The following is a 24395-nucleotide window of genomic DNA, read 5'->3' on the forward strand; positions in this document are numbered from 1 at the left end:
TCTTCCCATTCCGAACAGAGCAGTCAAGCCCGCCAGAGCCGATGGTATTGCCGTAACAGGTGGGAGAGTAGGTCGGTGCCTTTTTTTACACAGAAGCCCTTGCTGGAAACAGTCAAGGGCTTCTTGCGTTTACATACTTCCCAAAAGATTCCAAAGAGCAATGGTGCCGCGACAAAAGGCACACAGGGATCCAGCTCCGAAATTGTACTATAAAATATGGTTCTGCCGGGTAATGATCTAAAATACTGAACTGTTATATTTTTTATATATTTCCCAGTGATTACTGGCTGCGCAACGGAAATTCGGTTCTGGGATCCTGCTCTATCATGCCGGTGTATACCTGCTTACCACCTAAGCCCCTATCTTACCGCATGTTATTGCCGCTCTTACATAGTGATCTTAAAATGAAAGGACCTCTATAATGTGAATCTTTCCTGAATAGAAGTAGAGCAGCAGATTTTATAGCAAATACCAGTGACCTCCTGCTGGCGATAGAGCTACTCAGAAATACAATGCATTTATATATTGGGTCAGCGTCGATAGCCTTTGGATGTTCCCATCCAGACGATGAAAATAACCTTATTGAATGCTGCCTTAATCAGAAGAAAATATACCTACCTCTTCTATGAATGTGATAACCGTCACTTTTGTTCTCAAAATGGATAGCGTGAACTACTGTGTTATTCGTTATTGTTGTTTAAATGGCTTAAAATCAATTATTACGTAACGGATATTCGATAATTTGACCCATTAAAATAAAGTGACGTACATCACTTTTGTACGCATTCTCTATCATTAGATTGTCATAAAATGCTGCTTACTTTTGATTCAGAATCAACAATTTAAGTAATGCAGTTAGAGCAATTTAATTACGACAATAGAATTGTCAGAAATTTCGGAATCGCTACCATTATTTGGGGGATAGTTGGTATGACTATAGGATTGCTTGTGGCAACGCAACTTGTCTGGCCCCAAATGAATTTCGGATTGCAATACACAACATTTGGCCGTGTACGTCCAGTACATACTAATGCTGTGATATTCGCTTTCGTGGGTAACGGTATTTTTATGGGAGTCTATTACTCCTTGCAACGGGTGCTTAAAGCAAGAATGTTTAGTGATGCCTTGAGTAAGCTTCATTTCTGGGGCTGGCAATTGATCATTGTTGCTTCGGCTATCACACTGCCGCTGGGGCTGACTTCAAGCCATGAGTATGCTGAAATGGAGTGGCCAATTGACATTGCAATTACCCTGATCTGGGTTGTATTTGGAATCAATATGTTTGGCACAATTATCAAACGACGCGAACGTCATATGTATGTCGCAGTTTGGTTCTATATCGCTACGTTTGTTACTGTAGCAGTCTTGCATATCGTTAACTCCATTCAATTGCCTGTAGCCGGCTGGAAAAGCTACTATGTATACAAAGGCGTTCAGGATGCATTGGTACAATGGTGGTATGGCCATAATGCAGTGGCCTTTTTTTTAACGACTCCTTACCTGGGGATGATGTACTACTTTTTGCCAAAAATGGCCAACCGTCCTGTTTATTCCTATAAATTGAGTATTCTGCACTTTTGGTCACTGATCTTTATCTATATCTGGGCCGGACCTCACCATTTGTTATATACAGCATTACCAAGCTGGGTACAATCCCTAGGAGTTGTATTCTCGATTATGTTGATTGCACCAAGCTGGGGTGGTATGATAAACGGCCTGTTGACGCTGCGTGGTGCCTGGGATAAGGTGCGGACAGAACCGATGCTGAAATTTATGGTTGTAGCACTAACCTGTTATGGTATGGCAACCTTTGAAGGACCAATGTTGTCTTTAAAGCAAGTCAATGCAATCGCACACTTTACTGATTGGATCGTTGCACACGTACACGTAGGAGCATTAGGGTGGAACGGATTTATGACCTTTGGTATCCTTTATTGGTTGATCCCACGTATTTATAAAACAGAATTATATTCTAAAAAGCTAGCATCGACACACTTTTGGATTGGTACATTGGGGATTTTATTTTATGCCATTCCAATGTATTGGGCAGCAGTTGTGCAGGGCTTGATGTGGAAAGAGTTTACACCGGAAGGCGTATTGAAGTATCCAAACTTCTTAGCGACAACATTGGAAATCTTACCAATGCATATGATGAGGGCAGTAGGTGGTGCGCTATACTTATCTGGGGTTTTCTTGATGACATTCAACTTGATTAAAACCATGAAGCAAGGAAAACTTTTGGCAAATGAACCTGCTGAAGCTCCTGCTTTATTACCGGTTCAGGTCAATGAGCAATCTCAACATCGCCGTCTTGAACGTAAACCCATTTTGTTTATGGTATTGGCACTTATTGCAATTCTAATCGGTGGTATGGTTGAAATGGTTCCAACATTCACCATTTCAAAAAACGTACCGACAATAGCAAGTGTACAGCCTTATACAGCGTTGGAACTGCAGGGTCGGGATCTCTATGTGAGGGAAGGTTGTGTGAATTGTCATACACAGACTATTCGGCCATTTAGATCGGAGACTGCCCGTTATGGCGAGTACAGCAAAGCTGGTGAATATGTTTACGATACACCATTCTTATGGGGATCGAAACGAACTGGACCTGATCTGCACCGTATTGGCTCTAAATATCCTAATAAGTGGCATTTTGATCATCTTTTAGATCCAACCATTACCTCCCCTGGAAGCATTATGCCCTCATATCCTTGGCTAATCGACCAAAAGCTGGATAATACGATTCTAAAAGATAAAATGAAAGCCCTTCGCAAATTGGGAATCCCTTATACGGATGCGGCAATAGCGAATGCAGAACAGGATCTGAACAAACAAGCACAGAAAATTGCGGATGATCTGAAACAAAATCAAGTCAATGTATTAGCCGATCGTGAAATTATAGCAGTAATAGCTTATCTACAGCGATTGGGAACAGATATAAAAGCAGCTCCGAAAGTGGCTGAGGATGTTAACGTAAATCAATAGCGCTATGTTTAAACAAATCACAAATTTGAACGGAAGTGAGCTTTACCTTATTGTGTCACTTTGGATATTCCTGATTTTCTTTATCTCAGTCGCAATTATGTTGTTTCGCATGAAAAAGGACTACGTGACTTACATGAAGGAATTGCCTTTGGAAGAGGAAACTGAAAAGGAAATGAATCATTCACCTGAAAGTATATAGTATATGAGTTTATTATTAGATACCGCACCTGCCACGGTAGAAGCTGTTCAGTCTACCTGGGGTTTTGGTACGGATAATTTATACACAGATATCTTAATTATCGTATTGATTGTCGTGATGTTGGCTCTTCTGGCCTCGGCACTGATGGTCAACCGCGCAATGAAATCCATCATTAAGATTACGATGCCTGAACTGGTCAAAGAAGAAGAACTCAAGAAATTAGCCAATAAAGGATGGTTGAAACGATCTTGGAATAAGATCATGGGGATTAGGCCTATTTCTGAGGAAAAGGACATTGTCATCGATCACGAATACGATGGTATCCGAGAACTGGATAATCCCATTCCAATCTGGTTTAATTTTTTGTTCTATGGAACAATCTTCTTTGGTGTGGTCTACCTATTCATCTATCAGGTCTCTGGGATCGGTATGAATCAAGATCAGGAGTACGCACATGAAATGGTTGTTGCAGAAAAAGAAAGACAGGCTTATTTAGCTGCTTCTGCTAGTAATGTTGATGAAAATACGGTTGAATTTGAACCAGAAATGGCTGTTGAGGGAAAAGCAATATTTGCTGCAAACTGTGTCGCCTGTCATGGAGGAAACGGGGAAGGTGGTATTGGGCCTAACTTAACGGATAAATTTTGGTTGCATGGCGGTGAGATTAAAGATCTTTTCAAAACAATTAAGTATGGTGTTCCGGATAAAGGAATGGTGCCTTGGGAACAGACTCTGAGTCCGGCGCAAATTGCACAGGTGGCAAGTTACATTGTCACGTTGAGAGATACACACCCTGCTAATCCAAAAGAAGCGCAAGGAGAAGAGATAACCTATGGGAATGCTGCGGATGCGGCACAACCAAACGATGGTACAGGGACAGAAAAAGAAGCTGAATAGTAAATAGAGACCGAGATGAGTACAGTAGTAGTTAATAATGCCAATAACGGTGGATCTAAGTCAAAAAAGAGACAGTGGATTTATGCCAAAAAACCACAGGGAACACTTTATAAAAAGAGACAATGGGTTGGTTATACACTGCTACTGTTCTTATTTGTAGCTCCTTTCATCAAGGTAAACGGCGAACCGTTCTTAATGTTCAATATCATTGAACGGAAATTTTCGATTTTTGGCAACCTTTTCTATCCTCAGGATCTATACATATTTGTGTTTGGGATGTTGATCGTAATGGTCTGTGTTGTGCTATTTACCGTTGTATTTGGTCGGGTCTGGTGTGGATGGACATGCCCACAAACGATTTTTCTCGAATTGATCTTTAGAAGGATAGAGTATTGGATTGAAGGCGATTGGCAGCAACAGAAGAAATTAAATGAAGGTCCCAACACGGATCAAAAGCAGTTAAAGAAAGTGTTGAAGCATGGCATCTTTTTGATCATTTCGTTTTTTATATCGAACATCTTTTTGGCTTATATTATAGGTTCGGATGCGTTGATCAAAATCATCAGCGATCCGCTGGATCAGCATATAGGTGGTTTGATCTCCATTATCTTATTCACACTGGTATTTTACGCGGTATTTGCGTATGTCAGGGAGATTGTGTGCATTGCAATTTGTCCCTATGGCAGATTACAGGGAGTTCTTTTGGATGATCAAAGTATCACTGTAGCCTATGATCACAGGCGTGGTGAACCAAGAGGAAAACAACAAAAAGATACTTCTAATACACGAGGTGACTGCATTGACTGCAAGCTCTGTGTTCACGTTTGTCCGACAGGAATAGATATCCGTAAGGGACTACAATTGGAATGTGTAAGTTGTACAGCTTGCATTGATGCTTGTGATGCTGTCATGGAAAAAATTGGAAAGCCAAAAAAACTGATCGGTTTTTATCCCATGGGGGAAATTGAAGGAACACTCAAGAAGAAAAGTAATATCCGTGCTGTTGCTTACTCTATTGTCTTGGTATTGTTGATGACTGTATTTGGTTTTCTGTTGTTCAATCGCTCTCAGGTTGACGGTCGTTTATTGCGGGCGAAAGGAAGTACGTACCAGCTTCGGGACGATAAGACAATAAGTAATCTTTATGCTTTAGAATTAATCAACAAATCTGGGAAGGAAATGCCTTTTAGGCTGATATGTGAAGATCCGAGGCTGAAGATTCAACTGGTCAATCCTATCCAAAAGCTCAGTAAAGATGGGCATGCCTCCCTAAGCTTTTTTCTAATTATCGCGAATAAGGACGTCGAAACATATAAAAGTAATATCAAATTATCTATCTATTCAGGGGACAAAAAGGTGGAAAGTCTAAAAACTACTTTCATTGCTCCTCCTGGCATGAATTAAAAAATAAAAAGAATGAATTGGGGTACAAAAATTTTTTTGAGCTTGGCGGTATTTATGTTGTGCATTGTCGGGGCTGGATTGTATATGGTCAGCCACAACTCGGACAGCTTGGAAGAAGATGATTACTATGAACAGGGTTTGAACTATGACCAGGCTTATGAGAAGAAACAAAATGTGCTGAATATGAAAGAATCGCCAACTGTTGAAATCAGAAAAGATACGCTTTATATACATTTTGCCTCCAAAATGAATAAGGGAAAGTTATTGTTCCGTAAACCCTCAGATAACAAGTTGGATAAGGAACTGCCATTTCAGACAACAAATAGCCTGTTTGTATTGCCTATTTCTGCATTCGATAAGGGGATGTGGAATTTGTATGTTGATTGGCAAAGCGCAGGTAAGGATTTTTTATTTGAAGAGCATATTTTATTTTAGACCAAGAAAATGAGTTACACCTACTTTGCATTTTTTATGGGATTGTTTGGAAGTATACATTGTGCAGTCATGTGTGGTCCCCTAATTTTTGCAATTGAGGGTAGGCAAGGCCTCAGTTGGCCTGTTTTTCTAAATAAAGTACTTTATCAATTAGGCAGGGTTCTGACTTACGGTAGTCTAGGTTTTCTTTTGGGAACCATAGGTACATTTGCTCAAGTCCAAGGCTGGCAACGTGCATTGAGCTGGATCACGGGAGTAATATTAGTGCTGATTGCAGTGGTTCAGCTTATAGGGAAAAACAATCGTACAATTGCCAGTTTGCAGACCCGTTCTGTGCAGCCCGTTGTCAGGCTTCTGTCGAAATGGTTATATAAACCTGGAGGGAGTTTTATCGCGGGGGTACTGAATGGATTATTACCCTGTGGTATGGTATATATGGCTTTGATGTCGGCAATGAATGCAGACAGTTCGCAGCAGAGTTTCCTATTTATGCTGTGCTTCGGATTGGGGACGATTCCGCTCTTATTTTTGTTTTCCTTTTTGGGAAACTTTTCCAGATCTTTCAAAATTGGCTTTTCTAAATGGGTTCCCTTGTTATATTTTTTGCTGGGAATCTGGTTTATACTCCGAGGCGCAAACTTAGATATCCCTTATTTAAGCCCTTTAATTCGTATTGACGGTGCGATAAACTGTGCTTAACAGCAAACAATTTGTCAGTGCTAAGTATTATATTTGATATTAAACTTAGCGCATTATATGGAGGTACTTCATTATATTTTACAAATTGCTTTACAATATTACTGGATTCCCTTACTCATTTTATATATTGGTGTCATCGGTACCATCTTGATTGAAAACCGTAACCCCGCCAAAACGATCGCTTGGATTATGGTAATTGTCTTTCTACCTGTAATCGGTTTGCTCATTTATTATTTCTTTGGGCAGAAATTCAAGAAGGTAAAAAGGATGAAACGGATGTATCGTGAGCAATCAAAGAAATTGCTTGACGCTTGGCGTAAGGAATCGGAAATTATGGAGGAACATATTGACACCCTAAACGAGCGCATCGGTAGTTTAGCCATGGTCTATCGGTACCTCAAAAATCAGAAAATATCCACATTCTCCCTGAATAACGATGTTACCTTATTTATTAATGGCGAAGAAAAGTTTCCGGTACTGATTCAGCAATTGAAAAATGCAAAACATTCCATCCATATGGAGTACTATATCTGGGAAATGGATGGAATTGGTCGTGAAATATTACAGATTTTGGAAGAAAAGGCAAAATCTGGGGTGATGGTACGTCTGATCCTGGACAGTTTCGGAGCACCTGATGTGATTAAATATTTGCGTAGACATAAACCTGATTTTCTTTTTGAAGCTTTTCTTCCGGTTACTTTTACTTCATTGGCAAATAGTAACTACCGAAATCACCGTAAGATTGCAGTTATCGATGGAAGAGTAGGTTTTGTTGGAGGAATCAATATTTCGGATCGTTATATCAACGATGGAAAAAATGATGTTTATTGGCGCGATACTGCGATGATGATCATTGGTGCTGCCGTAAATACCTTACAGATTCAGTTTTGGAATAGTTGGAACCAAACGGATGCAGATTCATTCGAATTAGGTAAAGGTTATTTAAATAGATTCCCAATCACAAATGAAGATGCAAGTGGTGTTGGTTTTACAGCTAGTGATCCCGGTTCTCCGGCTCCGTTCAATATGGAGGCAATTATAGCGGGGATCAATGAAGCAAAAGAATATGTACAATTGTGTACACCCTATTTTATTCCAAGTGATCAACTGACCACAGCGTTGATGTTGGCTGTTTCTTCGGGAGTTCGAGTTGATCTCATGTTACCTGCACAATCTGATTCCTTTTTTGTGCAGCATGCTTCCTTTTCCTTTATCAAGCCGCTACTCGAAAGAGGAGTAAATGTATATCTGTATACCAAAGGATTTCTCCATGCCAAAACAATCTGTATCGACGGTAAACTCGCCTATATCGGTACGACCAATCTGGATATCAGAAGCTTTTATATCAATTTTGAGATATCTGGGATTGTCTCTGACAAAGTGCTTTGTGAACGAATGAACAATCAATTTCTTGCTGATATTGAATCCTCGGATTTAATTACAATTCGTAGATGGATGCAGAGAAGCCGTTGGAAACGTGGGGTGGATTCCATCTGCCGTTTATTGGCACCTTTACTTTAGATGTTTACTGGAATGAAGGTATAATAAATGTTAAAAATACCATAATAGGATGGGCCTTTGGTTAAAATTGAATATATTTAGCTATTCTTTTTTTAATTCTAAGACTTTCAATGAAGCACATAAAACTATTGACTTTATCGATAGGGATTTTAGGAGTCGGGTCAACCTATGCACAGACTGCACCTACATTACCTATTAATACAATCGTAGAACGGGTTCAAAAATATTTTCAGGGCTACCCAACAGAAAAAGTACATCTGCATTTTGATAAACCTTATTATGCGGTAGGGGATACGTTATGGTTTTCTTCCTATTTATCACGTAATCTTCCAGAATATGAACCAAGCAAAATAGCCTATGTGGAAGTTTTGAATAGCCGAGACTCTTTGATCCAAACGTTTAGAATCCCACTGGATAAAGGTGTTGGAAATGGGCAGATGGTCCTCGATCCGCAGTTCATGACACAGGACAACTATCGTTTCAGGGCGTATACAAAATGGATGTCAAACTTTGACGCATCCTATTTTTTTAATAAAATAGTTCCGATAGGTGATGTGATCAATAAAAAATTGATCACCAATATTGAATTTCAGAATAATCTTAACGGAAATAAAAGTCAGGCCGTAATACAGTTCAGGGATCGTTCAGGTAAACCGATGATTAATTCTAAGATCAACTGGGAATTTGTTGCCGGATGGGAAACGGTAGATAAGGGGAAAGGCGAAACGGACGCTATGGGAAAGGTGACGATCAGTTTATCGGCAAAAGAGAAGGCTGATTTAGAGAAGGGACAATTAAAGGTTAGCATCCAGGAAAACAAGAATGAAAAACCTTTGTCGAGTTCTTTCCTGCTCAAAAATGCCTTGTGGGATGCTGATGTGCAGTTTTTTCCAGAAGGTGGTGACTTAATTGCTGGATTTGCCAAGAAAGTCGCTTTTAAAGCTGTCGGATCTGACGGTAAGAGTTTGAAAGTGAAAGGTACAATCCTTGATTCTAAAGGAAAGTCGGTCGCAGAATTTGAAGATTTTGGATCGGGTATGGGCTATTTCTCTTTATTGCCCTTAGTGGGAGAAAACTATCAAGCAGTCATAAAATTTGACAATGGACAGGAACGTAAATATAAGCTTCCGGCTGTTGTTAATGATAAAGCAAATGTTGTGTTTGTTAAGCAGGATGAAAAGAATGCTGAATTCGCTGTAGTGACCAGTGAAGAGAATTTTTCTAAAAATCAGGGACAATCCTATTATGTGTTGGTTCAGTCCAATGGGCATCTTTGTTTTGGAGCTCAGGTGAATTTAAAATCTTCATCTGCCCTGGTTAATATTCCAAAGGAACGTCTGCCAAATGGAATTGCCCAGGTTACTTTATTGACCCCGGATGGCAAACCTGTAAGTGAACGTTTGGCATTTGTTCAGAGTGAGAAACTGCTTAATATTCAAGTGGCAAGTGATAAACAAAGTTATAAAGCGAAGGATCTGGTCAACCTGAAGCTTTCAGTTGATAATAATGGACAGAAATATCCGGGTAGTTATTCTGTTTCTGTTATTGATGAGTCTAAAGTCCCCTATAATGATCAGGCTGATCTCTCTATTGTAAGCAACTTTCTGTTGACTTCAGAGTTGAAAGGCAATGTCGAAAATCCAAATGCATATTTTGATGAAAAAAATCAGAATAGAGAAAAGGCGTTGGATGCATTATTAATGACCCAGGGATATCGTCGTTTTGATTACCCTGCTTTAATCTCCGAAAAGTTACCGCAGATCAGTTTTCTCCCAGAGCAAGGGATAGAATTGTCGGGTATTTTACGGATGAACACAGGCCGCCCGTATCCTAATGGTGGCTTGTTGTTGTCTGTGCCTTCACGGAATATTAAAAAAGATGTATATACCGATCAAAACGGTCGTTTTACATTCAAAGATCTCGTTTTTCCGGATTCATCGAAAGTGACGGTAAATGCAAGGTCAAATGATAATTATCGTAGTTTGGTGATCAATATGGATCAGACTTATTATCCTGAAATCGACAAAAATAATGGCTATAAAAGTTATTTCGTTCCCAATATAGATCAAGCATTCGCTCCTTATTTGGATAACAGTCGTAAAGAATACAGAAAATCTATCTTACTGGATGAAGTAGAAGTGACAGCTGTACAGAAAAAGGTAATTACAAATAAGGATTTTCCTGCAATTTCTGGTTTATCGATGCCTGAACATCGTATCGAAGCCGAGCGTTTGACTGGGTGTAACGTATTGACCATGTGTCTGCAAACCGTTTTGACGGGCATTACCTATGATCCACAAACATTGAAATATTATGTTTCGCGTGATTACAATGCCGGTGGGCGTACCCCAGTTCAGTTTTTTCTAAATGGTATGGCTATTGACGAACCTGGATTAAATAGTATCAACGTTGCAGATATAGAGGGAATAGAAATCTTTTTGCGTGACGAGCTGGGTACAGTGTCAAGAATGTATCAAAACAATGGTGTTGTGTCTATTTATACCAAGAAAGTTGAAGCCAAGAAACCTCGGATGGCGCTAAGTGAAATTGAGAAATTGTTGCCAAAATCGAATGTTATCGATATGTTCCCGCTAGGTTATGTTAAGGAACGTAAGTTCTACACGCCAAAGTACGATACACCTGAACAAAAATCAGCCAACGATCTGCGGACTACAATTTATTGGAACCCGAAAGTACAGGTAACGGAGACAGGGGAGACAGCAATACAATTCTACAATGCTGATGGAAATGGTAATTATAAAGTAATTGTAGAGGGAATGGACCAAACAGGAAATATAGGTCGAAAGGTGATTAATTACCGTGTACAACCTTAATGGAATAAAGGAAAATGTCTAATAGGAACGCTGCTCTTTTGTGAAAGGGGCAGCGTTTTTTATGAAATAAAAAACACCTCCTTGATGGGCAAGGAGGTGCAAACTAACCAATTATAAACCTAAATTATGAAAAGTATTTTGTCGCTTTAAAAGCGTTTATCTTCTTATTTGTAAAGTATATTTCAAATCCTATGCCAAATAGATTCCTAGTCTATTTGGCAGTTATTTTTAACAGAAAAATTATAAATGTAGCTATGTTAACCAGATGGCTATCGGTTATCAATTGTGTTGGATAATACGAATCCGCTGAACAGCTCACACAATGTAGGACTGAAATTGTAATTTTCTGAGCTGGATTTAGACAACTTGTTGATCTAAATGATAATAACATTGTCTACAGCGTGGCTCATAGGCATCTTTTTCACCAAGAAGTACGGTCTGGGTATCTTTTGTCAAGCGATATGAATAATTCGCTGGGGCCCCACATTGCATGCAAACCGCATGGACTTTGGTGACATGTTCAGCTACAGCCATCAAACTAGGGATAGGACCGAAAGGCTGTCCCTTATAATCCATATCCAATCCTGCAATAATAACACGAACCCCACTGTTTGCCAATTTGACACATACTTCTGTCAATCCGTCATCGAAAAATTGCGCTTCATCTATTCCAACAACTTGGGTGGCCGAACTCAATAATAATATCGCTGATGAATTTTCGACAGGGGTGGAGGGGATACTATTGCTATCATGGGAAACGACTAATTTTTCATCATATCGTTTATCCACGGAAGGTTTGAAAATTTCAACATTTAGTCTTGCGTATTGTGCCCGTTTTAGCCTACGTATTAACTCTTCGGTCTTGCCAGAGAACATTGACCCACAGATAACTTCAATACTTCCATATCGAGCTGGTCGCAATGTCAGATTATGTTCGGAAAAAAGCATTTGATTAAATTATTTTTTTGGATAGCCGGCAAATAAGGTATTATTTGTCAATAGACCTCCTATTATATTCTGTTTTTGACAACGCTAATATCGAAATTAAATATTAAATTTGAGTAGCAAAAAAGTGAATACAGATTCAAATATTTATAAATCAAAGGATTGAGTTTTCCACTTTTTAGGTTATAGAATTTATAGGTATTATAAACGATTAATAGGCGATTTCAAATAAAATTATGAGTACTAAAGAGGAAATTTTTAATAAGATAGGAGATTTATTACAGGATTTGAATGCACAATATTTGGCTTTGTCAGAAAGGAACACTGGTACTGAAATAGGTGAGCTAGTGAACTTGGAAGCTAAAGCACAATCTGTTGCGGCTTATATCACTTTACTCAAAACAGATGCCGTGCTACAGGGCGGACAAGTTCAAAATACCTTGATAGAGTCGGTGATGGAGAGTAGAAAAATAGCATTTAATGACTATTTTACTCCACCTTCTTCGATACGAGCATCCAGCCAAACTATTGCGGAACCAGAGCGTGGTGAGAAAGCTATTGTTCGCACTGATGAGACTACAAAATTAAATGGAGATACTGTTGAAGCGGGTGAGGAAATGCAGGAAACCAATGATTTATCGACGGCTCCTTATTCACCCGCAATAACTGATGAAACTGATCATATAACAAATGAAGCTGTTGGCGAGCATATTGAGGAAAAACAGTATAAAGTAGATGAGCCCACGATAGATCTTTTAGAGGAAGAACCTGTTGTCGTTACTGAAGTCGTAGAAGAACCAAAAGAGGTCATCATTGAGGAAGTTCCGGAGAGCATTATCCAAGAAGAAGTCAATACAGTCGTGGAGGAGGTTCCTTCGAGACCGCTTACATTAAATGAGATTATTTCACAGCAAAAACAAGCAGGGGTACAGAACCGGGTATATCAAGTGAATCAATCAGGAAGTTCTGATAAACTGACGGATATCAAAACCGGGATAAGTTTGAATGATAAACTTTTATTTATTAAAGACTTGTTTAATGGTTATAGCTTGGCTTATAGTGAAGCTGTGGAACTACTGAATAGATTCAGTAGTTATGCAGAAGCTGACGCATTTTTGCAAACGAATTATGCGGTTAAGAACAGGTGGGCAGATAAACCCCATACCGTTGAAAAATTGTATGAGGTATTACGCAGAAGATATAGTTAATCTACTATTTTAAATAAGAAAAAAGCATCTTTAATCAATTTAAAGATACTTTTTTATGCGATAGCCTGACTATTGTTATTTTATAATTCTATTTCAATTGAAATTGCAACCATTCTTTGCCTTCATGACCATAAACAAAATATTTTGGTTGAAAGATCTCCGCTAATGATTCTAATTCTGTTAGGTATTCGTACCCTGGAATGCTAGCGAAATTAGGCTTTGTCATAATAAACAGCTGATCAAGTTCGATCGCTTTTGATTGCGCAATTGCTGGATCATTTAATAAAAGAGGAATACGAGTAAATACACTTTCATCACTGTTGATTATAATTATCTTATCAGCTTCATGAGGAACTGTGGTAGGGATCCCACCCGCGATTTTTATGGATTCTTGTAGATAGGCAGACTGATTGATCTCCTGTGGATCAATTCGATCTAAAACCAATACTTTGGGTCTGTCGCTAGCAGTTATAAATTTGAGCTTGTGAATTAGTATACTGGTCTCATCTTCTACTTTTTCAATAAGCTCGGTTACATTTTCCTTGATATTTAATTCTTCCCCAAGCGTGTTGATATAGGCAATCACATCATCAATGCTAATGATTTCTGATTGCTTTGCTATTAATCTAGCAGATATTTCCTGTGGAACGGAGGTGTTATTTAGATTTAGCTGTTCCAAAAAATGGGCAACTAATTTTTCTTGATTGCTTTGCATGCTGCAAAAATACAAAAAGGGTAGCATTAGCGAAAGTAAATTAGCAATAGTAGGTATTGGAGGATTTTTGTAAATTGGCATCAAATAAATGTTATAGATATGTTTGACAAATTATTTCAGGCACAGCAAAAGGCAGAAGAAATCAAGAAAAGACTAGATACTATTTCGGTATCTGGTGAGGCTGAAGGTGGTTTGATACGTGTGGTAGCAACAGCCAACAAGGAAATTAAAGAGATTACGATCGATCCTGTCTTTCTGTCCAATGCTGATAAAGAGGAATTAGAGGAATTGCTAGTGGTTGCTTTGAATAAAGCAATAACCCAAGCGGAGAATATCAGTCAAGCTGAAATGCAAGCTGCGAGTAAAGATATGTTAGGCGGATTAGGCGGATTATTTAATCAATAAATACATGATTATGAAAGCAACTTACTACGGTCAATCTTGTGTTGAGTTTGATTTTAATGGAACGAAGGTTTTATTGGACCCGTTCATAACGTATAACCCATTAGCGAAAGCAATTGATGTAAATACAATTAAACCAGATTACATCTTTTTGAGCCACGGACATCAAGATCATGTCGCAGATATGGCTACCATCCAAAAGAATAGTAATGCGACAGTATTGGCCATTGTTGAGACAGCTGCTTGGGTAAGAAGACAAGGGGTACCCGAAGATAAAGTTGTTGAATTCAATCTTGGCGGTACAATACAGTTACCTTTTGGCTCTGTTAAGATGGTTTATGCTGCTCATACGAATAGTACACCTGATGGCCAATATGGTGGGTTCCCAGTTGGATTTGTCTTTAATGTACACGGCAAAAAGATCTATTTTGCTGGTGATACTGCGTTGACAATGGAGATGAAGCTGCTGGCTGATCTGAAGCTGGATTGGGCTTTTCTCCCGATTGGTGGGTATTATACAATGGATGTGGATGATGCAATCAGAGCGGCAGAATTTATCAATTGCTCCCGTGTGGTAGGGATCCACTACGATTCATTTCCACCAATTGAGATCGACAAACAAAAGGCCTTTGACAAATTCCAGAATGAGGACATTTCATTGTCTCTTCCAAAAATCGGAGAGACAATAGAATTATAAAAAACAAAAAGGCCGAGCTAGCTCGGCCTTTTTGTTTTTGTAGTTTCTGTCAAGAGTATATTGTTACTTTGTTTTTTCGGCTATGATGATATGACAATTTTCTTTAAATCTTCTAGACTGAAAAGCGGGGTGTCGATGATTTTGTTTTTAAGGATTTGCTCCTTGTTTTCCTCGAAATAGAAGAGCTTCCACTCTCCATTTTTGTATTCTAAGCTGCTTAGATTTTCAATCCAATCGCCCGAATTCATGTAGGTGCATGTGCCTTTTCTGGTAATGACTTCCTTTATTTGAGGTTGATGAATGTGACCGCAGATTACGAAATCATAGTTTTTCTCAATAGCCAAATCCGTGGCAGTATGTTCGAAGTCTGAGATATATTTAACGGCCTTTTTAACAGAATTTTTTATTTTTTTTGAGAGCGAGTATTTCTCCTTTCCCATTTTATCCAGGCAATAATTTATAACATTATTAAGCTGGATCAATTTATCATAGCCCCAGCCTCCAAGTTTTGCTAACCATTTTGAGTGATGAATAGATGCGTCGAAAACATCGCCATGAAAGATCCATACCTTTTGATTATTGAGTGAAAGAAGTAGCTTGTTGCTTAGTTTGATGTTTCCTAATTTGAGATCAGTAAACTTGCGTAACATTTCGTCGTGATTACCAGTAATGTAATGGACTTCAGTGCCAGTTGAGCTCATATCGATAATCTTCTTGATGACCTTTAAATGATCTTGTGGAAAGTAGCTTTTTTTAAATTGCCAAATATCTACAATATCGCCGTTGAGGATCAATATCTTGGGTGCGACGGATTCCAGGTAAAGTAAAAGTTCTTTGGCTCTACTTCCGTATGTACCTAAGTGTATGTCTGAGAGTACAAGTATATCAAGGCTTCTTTTCATCGGAATAAACTATAAATATTCTTTTTACAAAAAAAAGGTAATTTTATTTTGTACTGATGAAATTCCTGTTATTAAATTATTAAAATTTCCCATAAAACGGTATGAATAAGTTTATTAGAATTTAATATTGTAGCTTAATTGTTGTAGGTTAGTTTTTAAAATGAGGAAATTTTTGGAAAAGAAGGAATTCAAAAGTTGTTTGTCAAGATCTCAGTCTAATGAGCCTAATTTTGAAGCTAGCATAGGTTTGATTTGTTGAAAGGGGAAGAGGGGATAAAAAAAGGCGCATCATATAATGCACCTTTTTTTTAATATGTTAAAGATTATTTTACTTATCTATTTAGCAGTTGCCGCCGCTCTATCGATGTGGAACTGTACCAGGTCATCGATAGGAGAACGCAAAATCTTACCTACTTTCATTCCATATTGTTCAGCCTTTTCAGCCAATACATTTCTGAAATTGTAACCTACGGAACCAATGCAATTGAAAGTATAACTTTGATAATTAGGATATTTACTTACTAAATTTCTGAAGAAAGCTTCAAATGCTTCATCGACAATATTACGTGTATATTCGATATTTACATTATTGTCATATACGAATTTACTGAAACTTGCACAGAAACGATTAGGCATAGGTTTGGTATAAACCGCATCCATGATTTCATCTTTCGTCATTTTATACGTGTTCCAAAACACTTCCTTTACATCTTTAGGCATTAAATTACGAACATAGTCAGCAAGTAATTTTTTACCAATGTAACTACCCGATCCTTCATCGCCTAGAATGTAAGCTCCGGAATCAATATTTAATGTAATTTCTTTACCGTCATAGAGACAAGAATTTGTTCCAGTACCCAAGATCGCAGCAAACCCAGCTTCGGATCCTAGTAATGCTCTTGCTGCAGCAAGTAGATCATGTCCCACTTCCACTTTCGCTGTAGTAAATACGTGTTTTAGTGCGTCAACCACGATCTGAGCTTTTTCTTTATTATGGACCCCTGCACCATAATAATTTACTTCCGCGATTTTTTCAAAAGGTAAATCCTGCGGTAATCCTTTTTTTAGGGAGTTTACAATGTATTCACTGTCAACAAAATACGGGTTGTACCCTTCTGTGTTGAAGTAGATTTTTTTATTTGAATCGTCTAACAAACACCAGTTTGTTTTTGTTGATCCCCCGTCAGCAATGATTATCATTATTGAGTAGTTTTAATTGTGTTTATCGTTATAAAATGAGTAATCAATTCATTAATCAATTCCCCGAAAATACATTTTTTAATTTTAAATATCATAATTTATCCGAGTATTTTTGAAAAAATAAATTTTATGAATTTGCTCATAATATAAAAAAACTGGCTTAACAGTGTCGTTAAGCCAGTTTTTGGGTCGTTTAATAAAATTGATTAAATAGTGTACTATTTACAATTAGTTGATGCTTTTAATGTGCTCCTTCAGCCTCGATTTCATCAATATTGATTCCTTGTTTAGTTAAAATTCCCTTGACAAATACAGCAAAGAAAACGATATAACAGAATCCGATTAATGGTAGGATATAGGAGTTGTGTATTCCAATAAGATCGGCCAATTTTCCTTGGATAGGAGGAAGGACACCACCACCAAGGATCATCATGACTAAGAATGCTGAACCCTGAGCAGTATATTTTCCAAGACCAACGATTGATAAACTGAAAATAGATGACCACATAATTGAACAGGCAAGTCCTCCTGATAAAAATGCATAAATCGCGATTGTACCTGAAGAGAAAAGGCCGATTAACATAGCGATGATTCCAAATAAACCGAAAATGATTAATGTTCGTGCAGGTTTTTCTTTACTTAGATAGAAAGCCATGATTTGCAGAATAATACAGATCACATAGTAATAAAGGTGTGACATTTCGAAACCTGCAAGTGTATTGACACCAATTATAATCGAGAAAGCGATTAAAGGAACAATAATCAGTAATCCATTTTTAGCCGATTTACTGAGGTTGAATGCTGTAATGGCACCGGCCCATCGACCGATCATCATACTTCCCCAATACATGGATACATATGGTGTGATTTGTGAAGACTGTAGGTGGCCAAATTCTTTTAAAGTAAGCAACTCACCTAAGTTACTTCCAATAGCAACTTCGATACCTACATAGATAAATAATGCAAGCATTCCCAAAGCCAGTTGCGGATATTTCATTGCTCCCCAGCCTTCAGGATTCTTTTTAGCGCTTCTGTTGGAGAAAAGTAAACCCCCGATAACAACAATTAATGCGCCTGCTAACCATAGCATACGTTGTGTTTCAAGTGGTTTGGCAACTTCTTTAATATGTGCTTTTAATTGATCGATTTGTAGCTGGTCAGTGAGGCTTGATGCTTGTTGATGTAGCTGTTCGATATGCAATGCAAGGTCACTTTTGTAACTTAGGAATACTGGAGTGAACATACCGAATAGTAGAACTGTCATGATGATCAAGGTACGTAAAGCCTTATTGGCCTTTTCCATGGGTTCATTGCTAATTCCAGCTGGAACTTTTTTACTGAAATTGAACAATGCTGCAGCCAAAAGAAACAACAAACCAACACCAACATATAGATATACAACTTTATTTAAAGGAAGATTAGCAATTTCTGAATCTGAGATCGGCTCAAATGTTCCAAATAGCGAGAAACCAATCACCAATGGTCCTATTGTCGTTCCGAATGAGTTGATACCACCGCCAAGGTTAACACGTGATGCTCCCGTCTTTGGGTCACCTAATAAAACAGCGAAGGGATTAGCAGCTGTTTGCTGCAACGAGAATCCAAGTGCAACCACAAATAGACCCAACAACATTCCAATATATAAATTTACCTCGACCGCCACAATCATTGCAGCTGCTCCCAACGCAGAAAATAGTAGACCATAGACGATACTTTTTTTGTAACCCCATTTTCCAACAAGGTCTTTACCGCCAATTGAACTGAAGATAAAGAGGAGTAATGCACCAATGTAGTAGGCCGTGTAAAAAGCAAAGTCAATGAGCTGCGATTGAAATTGATCTAGGTGAAAATAATTCTTGCAGAATGGGATAAATACGCTATTTCCCGCTGCAATGAACCCCCAAAAGAAAAACACAATAATCAATGTGTAGAGTGCGGGGTAATTGGTTTTAGTTTGTTGCTGTTCCATATAAGGGATCTAAAAACTTAAATTTTGAAAGGTACGAACTTATGAAAAAAAATATAAAATTCAATCTAAAAATGTCGTTAAATCGTTTTACTAGCTACAATAGTAAATATTTTTTTTGAAATATTTTGAAATAACAAAATTTGTTTTTTTCTTTGTCTAGGTTCTCAAGATTTAATCCACTTCGGGTTTAAAAGAAATCATTAAGTTCTTCATTCACTTAAACAAGGAAACAAGCTTAGGTGTGTAATCAGAATAAAGCTCAAAAGAAAATCCAAAAATCATACACAACACATTAATGGATATTAACGAATTAAACGCTAAACTCGTATCGGAATTGCGCGAGATTGCTAAGTTGATCGGTATCGCGGATGCTGATAAATTGCGTAAGCAAGAATTAATAGAAAGAATTAGCAATACCGGTGGGGAAGAAGAAGCAGCTCCGGCTTCTGTAGAAAAAGTTGCTAAAGTTGAGGAGGATAATCAGGAACAGGGTGAACGCACTCGTAAGCGCGTAAGAACGGTGAAGACCGTTGAGCCTGTGACTGTCAGAAAACGTGAGACTGTTGAAAGTGAGGAAAGCAGTCCCGCAGTAGAAACTACTCCTACAACAGATAAAGGTTCCCAACCTGAAAAAACACCTCAAACTCCTAAAGCTGAAAATACTTCTTCTGGTACAGATTTCGACAATGTTATCGTTAATGAAGGTGTGTTAGAAATTATGCCAGATGGCTATGGTTTCTTGCGTTCATCAGACTATAACTATCTGACATCTCCAGATGATATTTATGTATCACAGTCTCAGATCAAATTATTTGGTTTGAAAACAGGAGATACCGTTCGTGGTTGTATTCGCCCTCCAAAAGAAGGTGAGAAATATTTTCCATTGGTTAGAGTAGAGGCCATCAACGGACAGAATCCTGCAGAGGTACGTGACCGTGTGCCTTTTGACTACTTGACACCTTTATTCCCTGATGAGCGCTTAAATCTAGATATGGGTATGGGTAACTACTCAACTCGTATTATGGATTTGTTTACGCCAATTGGTAAAGGTCAACGTGGATTGATCGTTGCTCAACCAAAAACGGGTAAAACAAATTTATTGAAGGAAGTTGCTAACGCAATTGCGAAGAATCATCCTGAGGTATACCTTATTATCTTGTTGATTGATGAGCGCCCTGAGGAGGTTACAGATATGGCAAGAAGTGTGCGTGCTGAGGTTGTATCATCTACTTTTGATGAACCTGCTGATCGCCATGTAAAAATTGCTAATATTGTATTGGAGAAAGCGAAACGTATGGTAGAGTGTGGTCATGACGTGGTAATCCTATTGGATTCAATCACTCGTCTGGCACGTGCTTACAATACTGTTGCTCCTGCTTCAGGTAAAATCTTGTCGGGTGGTGTGGATGCAAATGCACTACATAAACCAAAACGTTTCTTTGGTGCGGCTCGAAATATCGAAAACGGTGGTTCATTAACAATCCTTGCAACAGCTTTAACAGATACTGGTTCAAAAATGGATGAGGTGATCTTTGAAGAATTTAAAGGAACGGGTAATATGGAGTTACAATTGGATCGTAAATTGGCGAACAAGCGTATCTTCCCTGCAATTGACATTACTGCGTCAAGTACACGTCGTGATGATCTATTGACAGATAAAGAATCATTGCAACGTATTTGGGTACTTCGCAATCACTTGTCGGATATGAATTCTACAGAAGCAATGGAATTCTTGCAAGGACAAATGCGTGGTACTAAATCAAATGAAGAATTTTTGATCAGTATGAATGGGTAATCCCATCAAATTTTAATATTTTAGCCATCATTTTACTAAAATGATGGCTTTTTTGTGTCCGATCGTATGATGTGGTAGAGAATTCAATTTTGAAATATTATTGAGCTGCTAATACATACAATGTGGCTACGTTGAAAATTGTAATAAGTACATAAATATAATATTGATGAAAAAACATATTCCAAATCTGCTGACCTGCCTCAATCTTTTTAGTGGTTGTATCGCTGTACTGATGGCGTTGGATGGCAACATAAAAGCGGTAACTATATGTGTGCTTGTTTCTGGAATATTTGATTTTTTTGATGGTATGGTCGCAAGGCTTCTTCATGTAAAGTCGCCTATTGGAAAAGAGCTGGATTCGCTTGCCGATATGGTCAGCTTTGGATTTCTACCAGGGGTAATTATGTTTACACTATTGCAAAAAGTGTTTCCCGGTGGATCTTTATTTCCTTATCTAGGTTTTATTGTTACGGTATTTTCAGCATTACGTTTGGCTAAGTTTAATTTGGATGAGCGACAAACGGCTGATTTTATTGGACTTAATACTCCAATGAATACTTTTTATGTTCTCTCATTGCCTTATATAGCTGATAAGTATCCTGGACTCGTTATAAATCCAATATTTTTAATTTGTAGTGCGCTGCTGACTAGCTACTTGTTGATTAGCGAGATTCGACTGTTTTCGATGAAATTTAGTTCAATGGACTGGACGACGAATAAATATCGTTTTATTTTTCTATTCTTAACTTTGGTTTTATTTGCAATTGGACAGTTTATGGCTTTGCCAGTTATTCTACTTTTGTATTTTATACTTTCAGCATTGCATTTTAATAAAAAAACGATCTAACTTAGATCGTTTTTTCATATTGTTCGAGTTCAAATAACAGTTCTTTCATTTCGATGTCCAACACCTCAAAAGTTGCCCTAAGTCCTTCTAAGGATTCCTGATTTTTGGCACTTAATTCCAAATTCTCAAATTTGGCTTTTAAGTGGAAAGCTCCGATATAATCCATCGTCGGCTTAATATGATGAGCTGCATCTGCAATTTTTTGATGATTATCTGTATTTAAGGCATTTCGCAAGTTGTCTAAGTCAACTGGGGTCTGGATAAGATACATTGATACAAATTGTTTGATCAAATCTGTATTGTCAAACATATTCTGGTTGATCAGGTCAATGTCGATATGATTCATCGTTGCTAATTTTCTTTACGTGTAATTCGTCCTTGCAATTATGCAATAAAGATACATTATTTATTTTGTAAACAGGGTGTATGTATGTTGGGGCTATTTCTGCTAAGGGCTCCAGTGTAAAGCGTCGTTCTGCAATAAAAGGATGTGGTATAATCAGATTTGGGTAATTGATAACTTCGTCGTTGAAATAAAGTAAATCAATGTCTATCGCCCGCTCTCCCCATTTCTTCAGTCGTACTCTTCCTAGATCTAATTCAATCTTTTGGGTAAGATTTAAACATTCAAGTGCGGATAGCGGTGAACTTATTAGAATGACCTGATTAAGGAATGAAGGTTGATCTTCAACTCCCCAAGCTGCAGTTTCATAAATTGAGGATTCTTGCAAGATCATTCCAATCTGTTGTTCGAGGGATTGTTTTGCTAAAGAGAGTTGTTGCAAGCGGTCTCCTAAGTTCGTTCCCAATAATATAAAAATCTTGTTCATGTCGCTAAATTAAGTCTTTATGAAATAAAATACTGGGGGAATAAAAAATATTGCATTACCTTTAGCGTAAAATAAATCATTCCCTTTGCAAGAACTGCATAAACTGGAATTAATTATAAAATATGAAATCATTTTTTAAGTATGTATTGGCAACGATTACAGGGATTGTTATATCTTTTGTGATTTTGTTTATTGTTTTTATGGGTATTATCGGTGCGATTATTAGCTCTGCTTCCTCTGATCAGGAAGTTGCTGTCAAAACCAATTCGGTGCTGTTTCTATCCTTTGACTATGATATTAATGAACGGAATGACAATAATCCCTTTGGAAGCTTAAATTTTCCGGGTTATTCTACCAAGAGTATCGGGTTGGATGATATTCTAGCAAGAATAAGGTATGCGGCAACAGATGCGAATATTAAGGGGATTTATATGGATGCGGGTAGTATCGGTACTGGTTTTGCAAGTTTAAAGGCTGTACGCGATGAACTGTTAGCGTTTAAAAAAACAGGGAAATTTGTTGTTGCCTACAATGCGGGGTATAATCAAAAAGCATATTATGTAGCCAGTATTGCAGATAAGGTATATGTCAATCCCCAAGGCACCATAGATTTTAGGGGTCTTTCTAGTTCGACAATGTTTTACAAAGACCTATTGGACAAAGTTGGGGTTGAGATGCAGATTGTGAAAGTTGGGACGTTTAAGAGCGCAGTGGAGCCTTACTTCCTAAATAAGATGAGTGATCCAAACCGTTTGCAGGTAACATCGTACCTGGGAAGTATATATGATACTTTTATCAATGAAATCGCGACAAGTAGGAATATTCCGGCAGATTCATTGCGTGGTATAGCCAATGATTATCTGGTTAGGAATGCTGATGATGCGGTACGTTATAAGCTTGCTGATGCTAAGATCTATAAGGACGAACTGCTCTCTGATTTAAGAAAGCGATTGAAGATAGGCGAGAAGGATGAGATATCTTTTGTTTCATTGTTAGATTACAATAAAAAGGTGAAGGATGATGCCAGCGGATCTGAAATAGCTCTACTTTATGCTGTTGGTGAGATTGTGGATGGTGAAGGTACCCGTCCGGGTGAGATCGGAGGGGATAAATTTTCAAGAGAATTACGGAAGCTGCGAGAGGATGATGCTGTAAAGGCTGTTGTGCTGCGTGTGAATTCACCTGGGGGTTCGGCACTTGCTTCAGATATTATCTGGAGGGAGGTGATTTTGACTAAAAAAGTTAAACCAGTGATTGTTTCTATGGGAGATGTGGCGGCTTCAGGGGGCTATTATATTGCTGCTGCCGCTGACTCCATATTTGCTGAGCCAACGACCATCACCGGATCAATTGGTGTATTTGGTGTAATACCTAATTTCCAAAATCTGATGAACAATAAAATTGGCGTTCACTACGATGGTGTAAAGACAGGGAAGTTTGCGGATTTGATGACTACTTTTGATCGCCCATTGACCGCTGAAGAAAGGGATATTATCCAACGTGAGGTTGACAAAGTGTATACTACTTTTACAAAAGTTGTGTCCGAAGGTAGAAAGATGCCATTGGCGAATGTTGATAGTATTGGTCAGGGGCGCGTTTGGACGGGTGTACAGGGGCTGAGTAACAAATTGGTGGATCGTCTGGGTAATCTTGATGTTGCCATTCAGGCGGCGGCTAAAAAGGCAAATCTAAGCAAGTATAAAGTTTCACAATATCCTGCGAAGGAAGATCCGTTTACCTCAATATTGAACAATTCAAAGGAAAAAGTTCAGGCTTGGGTTGCTAAAGAACAAATGGGCGAATACTATCGTTATTTTGATGTGATGCGGAAGGCGACAGCGCAGAGTGGGGTTCAGGCAAGGTTGCCTTATACTGTTGAAATCCATTAATGATAATTTAATCCGATAA

Annotated in this window: 22 protein-coding genes; 15 read left to right on the forward strand and 7 right to left on the reverse strand. The window is 38.2% G+C overall.

Annotated features, from left to right (window positions below; genetic code table 11):
* The 9 genes from LC454_RS10575 to LC454_RS10615 all read left to right on the forward strand — a co-directional run.
* The coding region (locus LC454_RS10575; protein WP_223582156.1) for a hypothetical protein at nucleotides 1-213 on the forward strand (213 nt) is incomplete at its 5' end.
* Nucleotides 214-849: 636 nt separating this feature from the next.
* Nucleotides 850-2988 carry a cytochrome-c oxidase, cbb3-type subunit I gene (gene ccoN / locus LC454_RS10580; RefSeq protein ID WP_223582158.1) on the forward strand — a complete coding sequence of 713 codons (2139 nt, stop codon included), beginning with the start codon at nucleotides 850-852 and terminating at the stop codon, nucleotides 2986-2988.
* 4 nt (nucleotides 2989-2992) lie between these two features.
* Entirely contained in the window at nucleotides 2993-3187 is a 195-nt protein-coding gene (locus LC454_RS10585; RefSeq protein ID WP_120260567.1) for a hypothetical protein, read from the forward strand.
* A gap of 3 nt (nucleotides 3188-3190) precedes the next feature.
* Nucleotides 3191-4084: a cbb3-type cytochrome c oxidase N-terminal domain-containing protein gene (locus LC454_RS10590; RefSeq protein ID WP_223582160.1), complete on the forward strand. Its 894-nt coding sequence runs from the start codon at nucleotides 3191-3193 to the stop codon at nucleotides 4082-4084.
* 15 nt (nucleotides 4085-4099) lie between these two features.
* Nucleotides 4100-5488 (forward strand): cytochrome c oxidase accessory protein CcoG, encoded by a 1389-nt coding sequence (gene ccoG / locus LC454_RS10595; RefSeq protein ID WP_223582163.1) that lies wholly within the window; start codon nucleotides 4100-4102, stop codon nucleotides 5486-5488.
* A gap of 12 nt (nucleotides 5489-5500) precedes the next feature.
* On the forward strand, nucleotides 5501-5923 hold the full coding sequence (locus LC454_RS10600) for a FixH family protein (RefSeq protein WP_223582165.1): 423 nt from the start codon (nucleotides 5501-5503) through the stop codon (nucleotides 5921-5923).
* Between the two features lie 9 nt (nucleotides 5924-5932).
* Complete coding sequence (locus LC454_RS10605) at nucleotides 5933-6622, forward strand: sulfite exporter TauE/SafE family protein (protein WP_223582166.1); 690 nt, start codon at nucleotides 5933-5935, stop codon at nucleotides 6620-6622.
* Between the two features lie 57 nt (nucleotides 6623-6679).
* Nucleotides 6680-8143, forward strand: a complete 1464-nt coding sequence (gene cls / locus LC454_RS10610) for a cardiolipin synthase (protein WP_223582168.1) — start codon at nucleotides 6680-6682, stop codon at nucleotides 8141-8143.
* Between the two features lie 110 nt (nucleotides 8144-8253).
* Entirely contained in the window at nucleotides 8254-10977 is a 2724-nt protein-coding gene (locus tag LC454_RS10615; RefSeq protein ID WP_223582170.1) for a carboxypeptidase regulatory-like domain-containing protein, read from the forward strand.
* A gap of 357 nt (nucleotides 10978-11334) precedes the next feature.
* Here the strand turns inward: LC454_RS10615 and LC454_RS10620 are convergent, their stop codons facing one another.
* Nucleotides 11335-11925 carry a thymidine kinase gene (locus LC454_RS10620; protein WP_223582172.1) on the reverse strand — a complete coding sequence of 197 codons (591 nt, stop codon included), beginning with the start codon at nucleotides 11923-11925 and terminating at the stop codon, nucleotides 11335-11337.
* 233 nt (nucleotides 11926-12158) lie between these two features.
* On the opposite strand from LC454_RS10620, the gene LC454_RS10625 reads away from it, so the two are divergent.
* Entirely contained in the window at nucleotides 12159-13130 is a 972-nt protein-coding gene (locus LC454_RS10625; protein ID WP_223582174.1) for a hypothetical protein, read from the forward strand.
* 88 nt (nucleotides 13131-13218) lie between these two features.
* On the opposite strand, the gene LC454_RS10630 is transcribed toward LC454_RS10625, so the two are convergent.
* Complete coding sequence (locus LC454_RS10630) at nucleotides 13219-13926, reverse strand: hypothetical protein (RefSeq protein ID WP_223582176.1); 708 nt, start codon at nucleotides 13924-13926, stop codon at nucleotides 13219-13221.
* Between the two features lie 18 nt (nucleotides 13927-13944).
* On the opposite strand from LC454_RS10630, the gene LC454_RS10635 reads away from it, so the two are divergent.
* Together LC454_RS10635 and LC454_RS10640 are read left to right on the forward strand one after the other, a co-directional pair.
* Nucleotides 13945-14250 carry a YbaB/EbfC family nucleoid-associated protein gene (locus LC454_RS10635; protein ID WP_223582178.1) on the forward strand — a complete coding sequence of 102 codons (306 nt, stop codon included), beginning with the start codon at nucleotides 13945-13947 and terminating at the stop codon, nucleotides 14248-14250.
* Between the two features lie 10 nt (nucleotides 14251-14260).
* Nucleotides 14261-14944: a metal-dependent hydrolase gene (locus tag LC454_RS10640; RefSeq protein ID WP_223582180.1), complete on the forward strand. Its 684-nt coding sequence runs from the start codon at nucleotides 14261-14263 to the stop codon at nucleotides 14942-14944.
* Between the two features lie 80 nt (nucleotides 14945-15024).
* Here LC454_RS10640 and LC454_RS10645 read toward each other — a convergent pair whose 3' ends face one another.
* From LC454_RS10645 to LC454_RS10655, 3 genes are all read right to left on the reverse strand, one after another.
* A complete protein-coding gene (locus LC454_RS10645; RefSeq protein ID WP_223582182.1) occupies nucleotides 15025-15846 on the reverse strand; it encodes a UDP-2,3-diacylglucosamine diphosphatase in 822 nt (273 codons plus the stop codon).
* A gap of 336 nt (nucleotides 15847-16182) precedes the next feature.
* On the reverse strand, nucleotides 16183-17046 hold the full coding sequence (locus LC454_RS10650; RefSeq protein ID WP_077432461.1) for an N-acetylglucosamine kinase: 864 nt from the start codon (nucleotides 17044-17046) through the stop codon (nucleotides 16183-16185).
* Between the two features lie 241 nt (nucleotides 17047-17287).
* The gene (locus LC454_RS10655; protein WP_223582184.1) at nucleotides 17288-19015 is read right to left on the reverse strand and encodes an MFS transporter; all 1728 of its coding nucleotides are present in this window, start codon (nucleotides 19013-19015) and stop codon (nucleotides 17288-17290) included.
* A gap of 295 nt (nucleotides 19016-19310) precedes the next feature.
* Between LC454_RS10655 and rho the strand changes: the two genes are divergently transcribed.
* Both rho and pssA read left to right on the forward strand, forming a co-directional pair.
* Entirely contained in the window at nucleotides 19311-20810 is a 1500-nt protein-coding gene (gene rho / locus LC454_RS10660; RefSeq protein ID WP_223582186.1) for a transcription termination factor Rho, read from the forward strand.
* A gap of 166 nt (nucleotides 20811-20976) precedes the next feature.
* Entirely contained in the window at nucleotides 20977-21657 is a 681-nt protein-coding gene (gene pssA / locus LC454_RS10665) for a CDP-diacylglycerol--serine O-phosphatidyltransferase (RefSeq protein WP_223582188.1), read from the forward strand.
* A 1-nt stretch (nucleotide 21658) separates the two neighbouring features.
* Here pssA and LC454_RS10670 read toward each other — a convergent pair whose 3' ends face one another.
* Nucleotides 21659-22003 (reverse strand): Hpt domain-containing protein, encoded by a 345-nt coding sequence (locus tag LC454_RS10670; RefSeq protein ID WP_223582190.1) that lies wholly within the window; start codon nucleotides 22001-22003, stop codon nucleotides 21659-21661.
* Complete coding sequence (gene folK, locus LC454_RS10675; protein WP_223582192.1) at nucleotides 21984-22487, reverse strand: 2-amino-4-hydroxy-6-hydroxymethyldihydropteridine diphosphokinase; 504 nt, start codon at nucleotides 22485-22487, stop codon at nucleotides 21984-21986. Before folK ends, LC454_RS10670 begins: the two co-directional genes overlap by 20 nt.
* A gap of 122 nt (nucleotides 22488-22609) precedes the next feature.
* Between folK and sppA the strand changes: the two genes are divergently transcribed.
* Nucleotides 22610-24376 (forward strand): signal peptide peptidase SppA, encoded by a 1767-nt coding sequence (gene sppA / locus LC454_RS10680; protein ID WP_223582194.1) that lies wholly within the window; start codon nucleotides 22610-22612, stop codon nucleotides 24374-24376.
* The last annotated feature ends 19 nt before the right edge of the window (nucleotides 24377-24395 follow it).

The sequence above is a fragment of the Sphingobacterium sp. GVS05A genome, assembly GCF_019969845.1.
In the GTDB taxonomy this organism is placed as follows: domain Bacteria; phylum Bacteroidota; class Bacteroidia; order Sphingobacteriales; family Sphingobacteriaceae; genus Sphingobacterium.